Here is a 14,216-nt window from a genome sequence, read left to right as displayed (position 1 = left end):
GATGTATTGTCTATCTCACTACTCACTATTCCCCTATTCCCCTAAAAAAAGCCCGGCCATGTTTCCACGGCCGGGCAGGTGGCAGGCGAAAGCCGGGAGGGGATTTCCGGCTTATGAATGGGTGGCGCCTGCTTTGGGACTGTGAAACCTCTCAATAACGGCAGCGGGCAGCCTCATGCAGGGCGCGCGCATCGTTGAGCGCCGTGCTCGGATCCCGCAAAAGGGAACGCCGCGCCATGCGCAAATCGGAACGGTTGAGGCCGATATCCCGCAATAGATGATCGTCGAGGTCGTTGAGGTGGAGGACCGCCGCGCGGTTTCGGTACGCGGCGAAAAACCTGACCACCCAATAATAGGAACGCGCAGCCGTCTGCGTCATCGCAGCAGAGCCGGTTGCAGCGGTCATGGTCATCGTCTTCGCCGTCGTCATCGCCATTCTCTCTCTTTCTGGTCGCAAGCCCGGACGGAAAACCGCTTCGCACTTTTCCTGGACTTGCTCTTGAGGCGTATGGACAAAAATATCCCGTCCGCGCCGGAACCATTCCGCTGCGCAGACCGTCCGTCCCGCGCCATTGCGGGCCAGCACAAGTTTTCGTGAGCATCGTCCTTATGAAGCACGTATATTGATTATTCAAACGAATGTTTCTAATGCTATCGTTCAAGAATTATGATGGATGGGGATGCCGATGACCGCGCCGCTCGATCTCGACCAGTTGCAGACCTTCATCGCCATCGCCGATACGGGCAGCTTCACCAAGGCGGCGGATGCCGTGTTCAAGACGCAATCGGCGGTTTCCATGCAGATGCGGCGGCTGGAAGAGCGGATCGGCAAGCCCCTGTTCGAGCGCGACGGGCGCAGCAACCGGCTGACGGAGGATGGCGAGCGGCTGCTGATCTATGCGCGGCGGATGATCCAGCTCAACAGCGAGACCATCGCCGCCTTCGACGACACGCAGCTCGAAGGCCATGTGCGCATCGGCACGCCTGATGATTATGCCGACCGATTCCTGCCGGAGATCATGGCGCGCTTCGCCCGGTCTAACCCGCGCGTCGAACTGTCAGTCGTCTGCGAGCCGACCGTCAATCTGCACGAGATGATCCGGCGCGGCACGCTGGATATCGCGCTCGTCACGCAGGTGGATGAGAAAAGCCGCTCGGAAGTGGTGCGCAGCGAGCCCCTGCTCTGGGTGACGTCAGCCAACCATGCCGTGCATGAGGAGGCGGTGCTGCCGCTCGCCGTGGGGCGGCCCACCTGCATCTGGCGGCGGGCGGCGATCGACGTGCTGAATGAGATGGAGCGCGACTACCGCATCCTCTTCACCAGCTGGTCGGCGACCGTGCTGGCGGCGGCGGTGCTGGCGGGGCTCGCGGTCTCGGTGCTGCCGGAATGCGCGCTGCGGCCGGGCATGCGCGTTCTTGGCGAGGCGGACGGTTTCGGTGCACTGCCGGAATTCGGCATCGGCATCCTGCGCGGCCACTCGAAGCAGACCGCCATCATCGACGCGCTGGCACAGCATATTGTGGAGAGCCTCGACAATATCTCCTCCCCCGCGCCGACCACGCTCAACACCGCCGACATCACCCAGCTCGCCCATGTGCGAACCCGGCGCGTGCGGTCGAGCGAGCTGGTGCCGGGGTGGTAGCGGTTATTTCTTCCCGCGAATGACGAACAAATTTCCCGCCAAAACCAGCGCCAGCCCCGCCACGGCCAGCACCGTCCATTGATAGCCTTCGAGGACGGTCGAGACGACCAGCGCGAAGACGGGGAACATCACGGTCGCGTAGCCGGCGCGGGCGGAGCCGATACGGCCCAGGAGCGTCAGATAGGCGAAGAAGGCGAGCACCGTCGCGACGACCGAGAGGAAGACGAGCGAGGTCAGATATTCCGCCGTCCAGGCGATGGTGAAATGCCTGCCGAACAGGAAGGCAAGGAAGGCGCACCAGAGCGTGCCATAGACCATGCCCCAGGCATTCATCGAGACGAGCGGCAAGCCGCGCTTCTGCAGGCGGGCGGAGATGAGGTTTCCTGTGCAGAAGCATAGGGTGCCGGCGACGCAGAGGCCGAGACCGATGAGCGTCTTGCCGGTAAAGCCATGGGCCTGCATTTCCGGCAGGAACATGAGCGCAATGCCGCCGAAGCCCATCAGACCGCCGATCAGCGTCCTGCCCGAAGGCGGCTCGCGCATGATAACCGTCGAGAGCACGAGATTGATGATGGAGGCGAGCGAGAAGACGACCGAGAGGAGTCCGCTTACCAGATATTGCGCGCCATAATAAAAGAGCAAAAAGTTCGAGGAGAACAGCAGAAGCCCCAGCCCCGCGAAGCCGAGATGGTCGCTGAGGGCAAACTTCAGGCGCTGCTTCGAGGCAAGCGCCCAGACGAACATGATGACCGCCGCGATGAGGAAGCGCCAGACGATGTTGACCTCGTTGGCGACGCCGCTTCCGGCCTGCACGGCGAGCGCGTACCAGGATAGGCTCCAGGCGAAGACGGTCATCGCATAAAGGCCGTAGTCGAACGGCTCGAAGGCGCGGTCCTGGGGGCGGCTGGAGGATTTCAAGGGCGAAGAATCGGCTGTGGTGTCTGTCGGCATGGCGTCCATATCGCGCGCGCCATTCATCACGTCCATTGAATTTGGCTTAAGGTATCATCAATTTTCGTGATATGGGCTTCGTTCTTGACCTTCGTGATGCTGAAAGTCCCTATAACGCGATGAACAACATTCCTGATTCGACCTCGAATGTCGCCGAATACACCGTTTCCGAGATTTCCGGCGCTCTGAAGCGCACGGTGGAGGATGCGTTCGGCCACGTGCGCGTACGCGGCGAAATTTCCGGCTACCGCGGGCCGCATTCCTCGGGCCATGCCTATTTCTCGCTGAAGGACGACAAGGCGCGGATCGAGGCGGTGATCTGGCGCGGCAGCATGAGCCGGCTGCGCTTCCAGCCCGAAGAAGGCATGGAGGTGATCGCCACCGGCAAGCTCACCACTTATCCGGGCTCGTCAAAATACCAGATCGTCATCGAGCAGATGGAGCCGGCGGGCGCGGGAGCGCTGATGGCACTGCTGGAAGAGCGCAAGCGGCGGCTGGCGGCGGAGGGCCTGTTCGATACGGCGGCGAAGAAGCCCCTGCCCTTCATGCCGCGTGTTATCGGCGTCGTCACCTCGCCGACCGGCGCTGTCATCCGCGACATCATCCACCGCATCACCGACCGCTTTCCGTTGCATATCGTCGTGTGGCCGGTGCGGGTGCAAGGCGAGACCTGCGGGCCGGAAGTGGCGGCGGCGGTCCATGGCTTCAATGCCCTCGATGAGGATGGTCCCTTCCCCCGGCCGCATGTGCTGATCGTCGCGCGCGGCGGCGGAAGCCTTGAGGATCTCTGGGGTTTCAACGATGAAATCGTGGTGCGGGCGGTGGCGGCATCCGGCATTCCCGTCATCTCGGCGGTGGGACACGAAACCGACTGGACGCTGATCGATCATGCCGCCGACCGGCGCGCGCCGACACCGACGGGCGCGGCGGAGATGGCGGTTCCGGTGAAGGCCGATCTGCAGGCGGCGGTCGCCTCGCTCGCCGCGCGGCACGCGGGCGGCATGTCGCGCCATCTTTCGCAGCGGCGGCAGGCGCATCGGGCGCTTTCGCGCGCCCTTCCCTCGGCCGACCAGCTTCTCGCGCTGCCTCGGCGAAGGTTCGACGAGGCCGCCGCGCGGCTGGGACGGGCATTGCAGGCGAATACGCAAAAAAAGCGCGCAAGCTTTGACGGCCATGCGCGGCAATTAAGCCCGCGCCTCCTGCAACGGCGCATCGTCGAGCAGCGACGCCATACGGAGCGGACCGCAGCCCGCCTGCCGAACTGCCTGAAGGCCTATCTCCGCGACCAGCGCAGCCGCTTTTCGCTTATCATGGGGAAGCTTTCACCGGAGCCGATCCACCGCCGTGCGGAGCGGGCGGGGCATATGCTGGAACAGCTCGACCGCCGCGCCGCGCGGGCCGTTGGTCTTCTCCTCGAAAGGCGCAAGCGGCGCAGTGTCGAGCTGGAACGGCTGATGCGCACACTCTCCTATGAAAGCGTGCTGGAACGCGGCTTCGCCATCGTCTTCGACGCTTCGGGCAATCCGGTAAAGCAGGCTGCGGCGATCCATTCCGGCGAGGCGCTGACCCTACGCTTCCGCGACGGCGACACGCAGGCGGTGGCGACGGGTGGCAGCCCGGCGAAGCCTAAAGCGAAGGGCGCGAAGACGAGCAGCGGCGGCCAGGGGTCGTTGTTTTAAGGTTGCAGTTGAGATGCGATCCTGTTCGGATCATTGCGGATTACCGAATAAGCTTAGAGCAAATTGTGTTTTGACGAAATCGCGAGGCGCCCCCCTCTGTCCTGCCACCGCTTCCGTCAAAAAGCGAAATGCTCTAGCGGCTTGAAACACAGACTTGGGTACCTTTTTCTGTTTCCGTCAGACGGCACCCCAGACATATTAGCCACCTCATTTCCCTCATAAATTGCGCTTTCGAAGCGCAGCAATTTATGCGATATTTATCGCATTCAGAAAATGCCCGTAACCTTTCAAATTTTCAGACAAGAATATTAGGAGAACACGATGTTCAGTTTTTTCAAATTCCCGCGCGGTAAAACCCTCTCTCCGCACCGGTTTTTCCCGGCCAAGCTGGGTCTGGCGCGCGCCATTGCGATGCATGCCGTTGTCCTTGGCGTGGCGGTCACACAGCTGGCCCTTCTTTCTACCCCCGCTGACAGCGCGGACCCTGTCAGATCAATCGAGCCTGTCGAGGCTACGCGTCCGGACGGGATTCCAGCCGACTATGTTTCAACACCTTTCGGCTTTGCCTCCCCTCGATGCATCCATCTTCTCGACAAGAAGGACACACTCCTCGCCAATGGAAGCGTCCGGAAAAGCAACGGGACCGTGCGATCGGTTTCCCGCTGCACCTCTCCCCGCTATCTGAGCGATGGCACTGTTGCTTCATCGGCAAATCCGCCGGTACCGCAAGGTTCCATCTGGCAAATGGGGGTCCAGGTCAAGTCTCAGAACGCGGACCCGTACGCTGCACAGGGACTAAATTTTACGGTTCCGGCCGCCCCGTTGGATAAAAACGGACCGTCATTGTATTTCCTCGTTTCATTGGGCGTCACCAATAGCAATACCATTATTGCATCCGTGCTTGGCTGGAATCAAAAAATCAACAACGTGATCCGTGGTGCCGGAACATGGACGGCAGCCGGGTGGGCCATAAGGCCGGATGGGAGCTTATACGTCGTTCCCTACAGCAACTCTATTAGCCCGGGAGACAATATAAATCTTCAGGTCGCCAAGCAAGGTGCCGGCTTGTGGCAGGCAATAATCAACAATGTATTCCTCCTCAATTCCCAGCTGCCAGACGATACAAGCAAATTAACCGGCTATGGCGTTGTCTTTGCCCTCGATGGCACCGTGTCCAGCTGCGCAAGGCAAATCCCGATATCCAACATTAAGTTTAGATATACAATCACTTTGCCCCCATCAATTCTGACGCCGCAATATTGGGTAAGAAGGACTCCTATCGGCCCGGGAGGATGCATCAATTATAACATTACCACGAGCCAAATCAGCCCTATCGACTACTCAATAACAATGAATATAAAAAAATAAAATCTCTCAATAACAACAAAGACAATCCCGTTGTGTGTTCACCTCGACGCGAAGCGGGATTGTCGTCTGGTTGGAGACATCGTTATCCAATCACCGGGGGCGATAGACGACGATCCCCGGTTTGGTTCTGACATATTCCAGGAATGGCGAGTCCACGACCTTGCGATTTGCCTTGAGCGACGAGGCATTACGAAGCTGGGGACCGTCCTTCGTCACGACATAGATTCCGACATGGGTCACGTCCTGACCTGGCCCGTCGTCGTAAATGCCGATGTAATCGCCCGTGCGAAGGCGACGCAGTGTCCCGCGATCGACATATTGGCTCGGAATGTATGTGATGGTGCGCTTCACATCGGGCAGGCCTGCAATATAGCTGCTGAATAACGATTTCCGGTTGAGAATCTTGACGACCGATACCGCATGGGAACTGACTGCGGCTGTGACGTCGCGCGCGAGCGTTGGAGACCGGTAAGCCCAGTCGCTGAAGAAGTGCTTTCTCTTGAGAAAACTGACTTGCCCATCCGCATAGCGGGTTCGGATCAGATTTTGAACGAAGCCTTGCAGCGTTGTCGCATGGCGCAACGCTTCGACATAGTCGAGATAGGTGAAACAATCGAGCGCGCGGAAATCGGCCACCAGCCGCTCCGGCGTCGTCGCGGAACCGACCAACCGGTTGTCCACATAGGGCAAGCCGAGAAACTGGCGGGAAATAAGCGCTATCATCGCGCCCTTGGAAAGGCCGGGATGGGCTTTCTTCAACGCCAGAATATGGCGGATCTTGCTAAGCGTAAAAGAATCGATCTCCACGGATTTGCGGACGGGGAATGCCCTGGCGGACACATAATTCATCGTCCCGCTTTCAGTCTGCCTTCCACAAGCAGCCGGGAGCAAAGCCAGCATACACAGCAATATGATTTTTCTTGTCACCAAGGGTGTCACCGTCGTCTATAACGGCACACTATGTAATGACGATGCGTGGTTTATCAAAATGGTACGGTCGGTAGGGGTCGAACCTACGACCTCAGGAGCCACAATCCTGCGCTCTAACCAACTGAGCTACGACCGCGCACCAAATCGACAGGCGGGGCGGAGGGCCCCGACGCCTGATAAGGGGTCACATACGGAGAATCGCAGCGATTTGCAAGCCTTTCCCGCAGCTTCTTGTAAAAGCGTGAGCGCCTGCCCTGGGGACATTAACTACGGGCCCAGAAAAACCGTTGCGATCGGGTCCGGATTCATGGACGCTGCAATGGTTCCGCCTTATTAACGGGATATTAAGCAAGAAGCTTAGGCTGAGACTGCTCGCATAGAAGTCAAGTCCAGGGAAGTGGGAAGCGGTTTTCCGTTCGGACTTGCCTTAGGCATAAAGAGTATATGAGATTCGGATAATGGCGGGAACCTATCCTTTTATCGATATCGCGGTGCTGGAAGGCGTTCGCGAGCGCTTCGTCCAGGGCGATGCGCTTCTCGTCGTGTCGACCGACCTCAAAACCGTCCTCTGGGCAAACCGGCCCGGCGCGGCGATGTTCGGGTTCGACCGGATTGACGATATTCTCGGCAGCGATCCGGATTTCCCTGTCCATGTGAAACGCCAGATTATGGCGGCGCATGGCGGGCGAAGCGCCTCCGTGCGCCTCGCCTCGCAGCTCATCGCGTTGCAGGTGCTGGATATCGCACTGCCCGACGGTACGCCCGCCCGCATTCTCGCGGCTTCCGGCCCCTCCGGCGGCATCGAAGCCACCATCTCGGGACTTGGAGATGAGGGCACCCATGTCGCGCTTCTCGATGAAGAGGGCGCGGTGCTGGCCAGCTCCCTCCATTTCGACAGGCTCGGCATTCTCCCCACCACCCTCAACGACCTCGTCATCGAAGTGCGCGACGAGGAGAGCCGCCTCGTAAAGCGCCGCGTACGCGCCGGTACGCGCAGCGTACCGGCCGGTATCGCGCGGCTGTCCGACGATCCATACCGGCATTTGCTGTTCGTCATCGCGGAAGGACAGGCGGAAAGGCCGGTGGAGACTGCCGCCGCGCCTCGACCTGCCGAGCCCGCCGCGGCCGCGCTCATTTCGGAAGAAGCGGAAGCGCCGGAGGCGCCTGTTCTGATAAACGAGGTAGACGCCGAGCCTGTGGCGCTGTCTCTGCCTGTGGAAGTGGAGACCGTAGAAGTCGCCGCGCCAGCACACATCGCCGAGGCGAAGGAAGCGGAAGCTGAAATAGCAGAGCCTGCGTCTGCAGAAGTAGAAGAGGTGGAGACGCCCTCCCCCGCCCCAGCGGAGGAAACCGAGAGCGAGAAGCAGGGTGCGATTGGCGCAACTGAGGCAGGGGAAGAGCCTGCTGTGCCATCGGCGGGTTTTGTCTACGATCCCGACGCCGCTCCGGCCCGCTTTGTCTGGAAGGTGGATGCGGATACGGTTTTCAGCGAGATATCGCCGGAATTCGCCGCCGCGGTCGGGCCGCAGGCTGCCGATGTGATGGGGCGGCGCTTCGCCGACGTCGCGCGGGTCTTCGGCTTCGACGAGGACGGCGCGATTGCGGCGCTGCTGGAGGGCCGTGACACCTGGTCCGGCCGCACCGTGCTCTGGCCTATCGAGGGCACTTCGCTGCGCGCGCCCGTCGATCTGGCGGCGCTGCCGGTCTATTCGCGTGAGCGGGCCTTCCTGGGTTTTCGCGGCTTCGGCGTGGTGCGCCCCGGCGAAGCCGAGCCCGACCCTGACGCCATAGGCCTTGCGCTGGTGGCGGGACCTGCCACACCGCCGGAAGCGGCGGAAGAGACTGAATATCAGGAGGCGGCGCCTGAGCCGGACAACGCTCCTGCCGCAGAGACGGAAGCGGCTCCGCCGGTGGAAGCCGCGCCGGTCGTGGATGTGGTTGATCTCAGTGAAAAGCTCGGGCAGAAGCTGGACATTCCGGTCGATGTGGAGACGAAGCCCGACCCCTTCCAAGGCGAAACCCCGGCGCTGCAGCTCACGCCGTCCGCCGGGCGGCGCGTGCATGACAAGATTATTCGCCTGGAAGAACATCGCACGCCGCGCACCGAGACGAGCGGCCTGACGCAGACCGAGCGCAACGCCTTCCGCGAGATCGCCGACCGGCTGCGGCGCGGCGGCATCCTTCCGGCCAAGGGCGAGACAAAGCCAGGGGAGACAGCGACGCCCGCCGGTGCGCCTGCGGAGGCCCCGGTTAACGCGGCGGCAGACACGGCACCACCCCCGCCATCAGGCCGCCGGGAGGCCCATCCCCTGCTTGCCGCTCTCGGGCAGAAGCAAAAGCCAGCAGAAACAACGCCGGTCCGCTCCTCCTCGGGTTCGGTGGCGGACGATTCTCCTGAGATCGAGAGCGCTGAGGAGCGGAAGCCGGCTCCAACCGAGGCGGAAGATGACGCCTCCATCATCGCGCGCCTGCCACTGCCGGTGCTCGTTCATGCGGGCGATATCCTCTATTATGCCAATCAGGCGCTGCTCGAGCTGACCGGTTATGAAACCCCTGAGGCGCTGGCCGAGGCGGGCGGGCTTGCCGCGCTTTTTGCCGAGCGCGAGGTGGATGAGAATGGCAGGCCGGGGGCGATGATGCTGCGCCGCGCCGATGGCGGCGAGCAGGCGGTGGAAGCGCATCTGCAATCCATTTCCTGGCAGGGCGGGCGGGCCTTGATGCTGAGTCTGATGCCTAAGCCCGAGCTTGCGGCAGCCAAAAGCCCGCAGCCGAAGGCAGCGGATGACCTCACCGATGAGGAAAGGCAGGCGCTCGAAACGCGCATCGAGGAACTGACCAGCATCCTCGACACGGCGACGGACGGGGTCGTCATCATTGGCCCGGACGGCCTCATCCGCTCGATGAACCATTCGGCGGCGGCACTCTTCGGCTATGAGCCGCAGGAGATCAAGGGCAAGTCCTTTTCCATGCTCTTCGCCATCGAGAGCCAGCGCGCGGCGCTCGATTATCTCGACGGGCTTTCGCACAATGGCGTGGCGAGCGTCTTGAATGACGGGCGCGAGGTGATCGGGCGCGAGGCGCAGGGACGCTTCATCCCGATGTTCATGACCATCGGCAAGCTTGCGGCGTCCAACAGCTATTGCGCGGTGCTGCGCGACATCACCCAGTGGAAACGGGCCGAGGAGGAGCTCACCAATGCGCGGCGCGAGGCCGAGCGGGCCTCCAGCCAGAAGACCGAATTCCTGGCGCGCATCAGCCATGAGATCCGCACGCCGCTCAATGCCATTATCGGCTTTTCCGAGCTGATGGCGGATGAGCGCTTCGGCCCCATCGGCAATGAGCGCTATCGCGATTATTTGCGCGACATCAACCGCTCGGGCAATCATGTGCTGGCGCTGGTCAACGATCTGCTCGATATCTCCAAGATCGAGGCGGGCGGGCTCGACATGGAATTCGAGGCGGTGTCGCTCAACGAGGCCATCGCCGAGGCGGTGGCGATCATGCAGCCGCAGGCGAACCGCGAGCGCGTCATCATCCGCTCGAGCTTCCCGGCGAACCTGCCCGATATCGTCGCCGATGCGCGCTCGATCAAACAGATCGCACTGAACCTGCTCTCCAACGCCGTGCGCTTCACCGCGCCGGGCGGCCAGGTCATCGTCTCGACCAGCTATGAGCCGAATGGCGGCGTGGTGATGCGGGTGCGCGATACGGGCATCGGCATGAGCCCCGCCGAAGTCGAGCAGGCGCTGAAGCCGTTCAAGCAGGTCAATGCGCAGCGCCACAACCCCGCCGACGGGCATGCGGACTGGCGGCATGACGGCACCGGCCTCGGCCTGCCGCTCACCAAGGCCATGGTGGAGGCCAACCGCGCCGTCTTCTCCATCGAATCCGCCCCCGGCAGCGGAACCACGGTGGAAGTGGCGTTTCCGTCGACGCGGGTGCTGGCGGATTGAGGGGAGTACGGGAGTTAAAAAAAGCGCCGGGCAAAGCCGGCGCAATAGGAGCTGTACAACAGAGAAAAGAGGCACAAAAGCAAGGGCACGGAACCGACAGGCGGCAATCACCATTACCAGTGTGTTAAAGCTCTTATCGCGCGAGGTTCCTTAACAAACCGCTAACGGAATGCGGAAATTTTGTATTAGCAGGTAAGGGGCCGCTTCGCCGGCGTCCAAATTTTCGGCCCTTTGACTTGCCACAGGGCTTGGCTAAACCGATAACCGCCATATTATTTGATTTATCCGCATGATCCGATCCGAAAAATCATCCAGTTTTCGGATCCGATGATGCTTCAGGTGGACCCACGCCCGATGTCCCTGCCCCGATCGCTGCGCCTTGTTCTGACGATTATCGTTCTTGCGTTCGCCGCCCTTGTGGCGGGTATCTTCGCGCTTCCTTCCATCGTCTCGACGGATGCAATCCGCGTCAGGCTGGCGCAGGAGCTCAGCGCCTGGACCGGGTATAGTGTGGAGCTGCGCCAGCCGCCGCAATTGACGGTGTTTCCGGTGTTTCAGGCGTCGCTCAGCGGCGTCACCCTCAGCAAGGCCGGAGAAAGCAGCAAGTCGCCATTCATGACCGCCGACCGCATCGATGTGGAGCTTTCGCCCATCGATGCACTGCTCGGTCACATCTCCTTCTCGGAAACGCGACTCATCCATCCGCGCTTCCGGCTCAACGAGCCGGTAACGGACCTGCCGCAGCTCCTCACGGCGGCGGCGAACTCGCAGGGGCGGCTCGGCCAGGTGATCCGCGAGGCCAAGGCGCTGGTGGCCAGCAATCCGAGCGACCCGAAAGTGGACCAGCTCGTCTCGCAGCCCTTCGGCCGCATCGTCATCGAGAACGGATCGCTCGCCTATCGCCGCTTCGGCTCGCCGCTCGAAGAACAGGTCACCGATATCAACGGCACGCTCGACTGGCCGCAGACCTCGAGCCCAGCGAGCTTCCAGGGCCGGGCAAACTGGCGCGGCGAAGCGGCGGAAATCAACTTCACCGCCAACCAGCCCTTGATCCTGCTTGCCGGCGGCCTCAGCAACCTCACCGCCAGCATCACCTCCAAGCCGCTGACGCTGACCTTCGACGGCAAGGCGAATATCTCGCAGAGCATGTTCTTCGAGGGCGCGCTGACGGCGAAATCGCCTTCTTTAAGCGATACCATGCGCTGGGCGGGCCGGCCGGCATCGGGAGAAAGCTCGCTCATCGGCGCGGTGGAACTGGCGGCCAACATGACGCTGACCCCGGCGCGGGCAAAGTTCAGCGACGTGGCGCTGACGACCGACAAGCAGTCCGCCACGGGCGTGATCGAGATCGGGCTCGACCAGCCCACGCCCGCCGTCACGGGCACGCTGGCGTTTCAGGCGCTCGACCTGCGCTCGCTTATCTCCACCTTCATTCCCCTACCGGCCGGCGGAGACGACAGGATCGACACGGGCTTCATCAACCAGCTGGATCTCGACCTGCGCCTCTCGGCGCAGAACGCCACGCTCGGTGCGGTCAATTTCGCCAATCTCGCCGCGGCGATACAGGTGAACCGCGGACAGGCGACATTCGATATCGGCGATGCGAAGGCCTTCAACGGATCGCTCCAGTCCACCCTCCAGATCACGCAAGGGCCGAACGGAGCCAATGGCGAATTGCGCTTCAACGGAACCGACGTGGACAGCGCCGCCCTCGTTTCCGCCTTCGGCATGCAGCCTTTCCTGACGGGCAAGGGCAATCTATCGCTCAATTTGAAAAGCCCGCTCGACCGCTGGCCCACGCTTCTCGAAAACGCAAGCGGCACCATGTCGCTCGATCTGGGCCAAGGGCAGATGCAGGGCTTCGACTTCAATGATTTCCTGGGGAAGGTGCGCAGCCAGCGCTTCTTCGCTTTGGAGCGCAAGCAAGACGCCTCGCTCGGCTTCAACAAGCTGAGCATGAAGGCGGGGATCGCCGAAGGGGTGGCGACGCTCGAAAACGCACGGGTGGAGACGGGCAATGGCGTCCTGACGCTCGCCGGTATCGTGCCCTTCCTCGACAAGAGCCTGGCGCTTTCGGGCGAGATCGCCTTCCCGGCGGCCCAGAACCAGGGCCAAGCTCAAATCCCGAATGGAGCACAGCCGCAGAACCCGCCCGCGCCCGGCCAACCCGCTCCCACGCCGCCACCAGCCCAGCCGCCGATCAATTTCTTCGTCGGCGGCTCATGGGACAGGCCGTTCATCTCGCCGATGGCGGCGACTGGTGGGAATTGAGGGGAATGGGCAGAATTTAGAAAGCCAACATAAACCGGCAGCATAAAAATCTGCGTTGCCATGACCACAGTCTCGTGGGACGTGCGTTCAAGACCGCGTATGCCCACATCAACGCGAGCTGTTGTAATGCTTATCGTACCAAAGCCAGCACAGACCCGCAGCTGCGCCAATGAGTGGAAAAACGTACCAGAAGAAGACTGCGGAGGTCATGGCCTTAGACTCCCTAAAATGCGTCTTGCTATTAAATGTAATACGACTGCGAATAAAATCCAAGCTGCAGCGCTAAAGAGAGCACGGACCAACCCCTCTCCGGGCGTAAAATTAAAAGTATTTCCCAAAACCCCAACGACGATAAACGCAGTAGACAAGCGATCGAAATTGTTCGCCAGCAGTTTGCTGCGCTCATTGACCTGCAGTTTCTTTCGCTCATAGGCCCATGTCACGGGCTACTCCCCACGAAATGCCGCCCGTTCGTCCCTTATCCTTTGCACCTCACGCCGTTTGTTGACGAGCGAGGCGATGATGACGCCTGTGGCGACGATGCTTATGAGGATGGTGCAGATCGCGTTGATTTCCGGCGTCACGCCGAGGCGGACCTGGCTGTAGATCTTCATCGGCAGGGTGGTGGCGCCGGGGCCGGAGGTGAAGCTGGCGATGACGAGATCGTCGAGCGAGAGCGTAAAGGCGAGCATCCAGCCTGAAACGACCGCCGGCAGGATGACCGGCAGCGTGACATGGAAGAATGTGGTGACGGGCGGCGCGCCAAGGTCCATGGCCGCTTCCTCGAGCGAGCGGTCGAAGGTGACGAGCCGGGACTGGACCACCACAGCGACGAAGCACATTGCGAAGGTGATATGCGCCAGCGTGATCGTCCAGAAGCCGCGATCGAAGCCGATTGCGACAAAAAGCAGGAGCATCGAGAGGCCGGTGATGACTTCCGGCATGACCAGCGGCGCATAGACCATGCCTGAAAACAGGATGCGTCCGCGAAAGCGCGTGTAGCGGGTGAGCGCAAGCGCCGCCAGCGTGCCCAGCACCGTCGCAACGCTCGCCGACAGCAGCGCCACGCGGGCGGTCACCCATGCCGCGTCCATCAGGGCGCGGTTATGGAAAAGCTCGACATACCATTTGGTCGAGAAGCCGGCCCAGACCGTGACGAGGCGGGATTCGTTGAAGGAATAGATGACCAGGAGCACGATGGGCAGATACAGAAACGCAAAGCCCAGCACGACCGAGGCGATGTTGAAACGCGACCAGGTGTTGTTCATCGGTCTTTTCCCCGGCTTTTGCTTGGAAATGGATACGTCGGCGGGACCGTACCCCCCTCTGTCCTGCCGGACATCTCCCCCTCAAGGGGGGAGATTACGCTGTCATCGGCGTCCGGCACCAATCGCAAACGTTTCAGGGTGAATGCCGCCATT

At 61.5% G+C, this 14,216-nt stretch carries 9 protein-coding genes and 1 tRNA gene; 5 read left to right on the top strand and 5 right to left on the bottom strand.

Going from position 1 to position 14,216, the window contains the following annotated elements; all coding sequences use genetic code 11:
* Positions 1-151: 151 nt before the first annotated feature.
* Positions 152-436, bottom strand: a complete 285-nt coding sequence (locus tag ACOWVG_RS00750) for a DUF1127 domain-containing protein (RefSeq protein ID WP_420959485.1) — start codon at positions 434-436, stop codon at positions 152-154.
* Positions 437-686: 250 nt separating this feature from the next.
* Between ACOWVG_RS00750 and ACOWVG_RS00745 the strand changes: the two genes are divergently transcribed.
* Positions 687-1,643: a LysR substrate-binding domain-containing protein gene (locus ACOWVG_RS00745; protein ID WP_420959482.1), complete on the top strand. Its 957-nt coding sequence runs from the start codon at positions 687-689 to the stop codon at positions 1,641-1,643.
* A gap of 3 nt (positions 1,644-1,646) precedes the next feature.
* Here the strand turns inward: ACOWVG_RS00745 and ACOWVG_RS00740 are convergent, their stop codons facing one another.
* Positions 1,647-2,630 carry a DMT family transporter gene (locus tag ACOWVG_RS00740; RefSeq protein ID WP_420959480.1) on the bottom strand — a complete coding sequence of 328 codons (984 nt, stop codon included), beginning with the start codon at positions 2,628-2,630 and terminating at the stop codon, positions 1,647-1,649.
* An 83-nt stretch (positions 2,631-2,713) separates the two neighbouring features.
* On the opposite strand from ACOWVG_RS00740, the gene xseA reads away from it, so the two are divergent.
* Both xseA and ACOWVG_RS00730 read left to right on the top strand, forming a co-directional pair.
* Positions 2,714-4,273, top strand: a complete 1,560-nt coding sequence (gene xseA, locus ACOWVG_RS00735; protein WP_420959478.1) for an exodeoxyribonuclease VII large subunit — start codon at positions 2,714-2,716, stop codon at positions 4,271-4,273.
* Positions 4,274-4,594: 321 nt separating this feature from the next.
* On the top strand, positions 4,595-5,641 hold the full coding sequence (locus ACOWVG_RS00730) for a hypothetical protein (protein WP_420959477.1): 1,047 nt from the start codon (positions 4,595-4,597) through the stop codon (positions 5,639-5,641).
* A gap of 90 nt (positions 5,642-5,731) precedes the next feature.
* Here ACOWVG_RS00730 and ACOWVG_RS00725 read toward each other — a convergent pair whose 3' ends face one another.
* Together ACOWVG_RS00725 and ACOWVG_RS00720 are read right to left on the bottom strand one after the other, a co-directional pair.
* Complete coding sequence (locus ACOWVG_RS00725; protein ID WP_420959475.1) at positions 5,732-6,448, bottom strand: N-acetylmuramoyl-L-alanine amidase-like domain-containing protein; 717 nt, start codon at positions 6,446-6,448, stop codon at positions 5,732-5,734.
* Between the two features lie 182 nt (positions 6,449-6,630).
* Positions 6,631-6,707 (bottom strand) — tRNA-His (locus ACOWVG_RS00720).
* Between the two features lie 322 nt (positions 6,708-7,029).
* Between ACOWVG_RS00720 and ACOWVG_RS00715 the strand changes: the two genes are divergently transcribed.
* Positions 7,030-10,524: a histidine kinase dimerization/phospho-acceptor domain-containing protein gene (locus ACOWVG_RS00715; RefSeq protein ID WP_420959472.1), complete on the top strand. Its 3,495-nt coding sequence runs from the start codon at positions 7,030-7,032 to the stop codon at positions 10,522-10,524.
* Between the two features lie 354 nt (positions 10,525-10,878).
* Positions 10,879-12,795 carry an AsmA-like C-terminal region-containing protein gene (locus tag ACOWVG_RS00710; protein ID WP_420959470.1) on the top strand — a complete coding sequence of 639 codons (1,917 nt, stop codon included), beginning with the start codon at positions 10,879-10,881 and terminating at the stop codon, positions 12,793-12,795.
* A gap of 446 nt (positions 12,796-13,241) precedes the next feature.
* Here the strand turns inward: ACOWVG_RS00710 and ACOWVG_RS00705 are convergent, their stop codons facing one another.
* Positions 13,242-14,063 carry an ABC transporter permease gene (locus ACOWVG_RS00705; RefSeq protein WP_420959468.1) on the bottom strand — a complete coding sequence of 274 codons (822 nt, stop codon included), beginning with the start codon at positions 14,061-14,063 and terminating at the stop codon, positions 13,242-13,244.
* Positions 14,064-14,216: the final 153 nt, after the last annotated feature.

It is taken from the genome of Brucella sp. IR073 (assembly GCF_049065735.1).
Classification (GTDB): domain Bacteria; phylum Pseudomonadota; class Alphaproteobacteria; order Rhizobiales; family Rhizobiaceae; genus Paramesorhizobium.
This window is presented reverse-complemented; position numbering and strand designations above follow the sequence as displayed.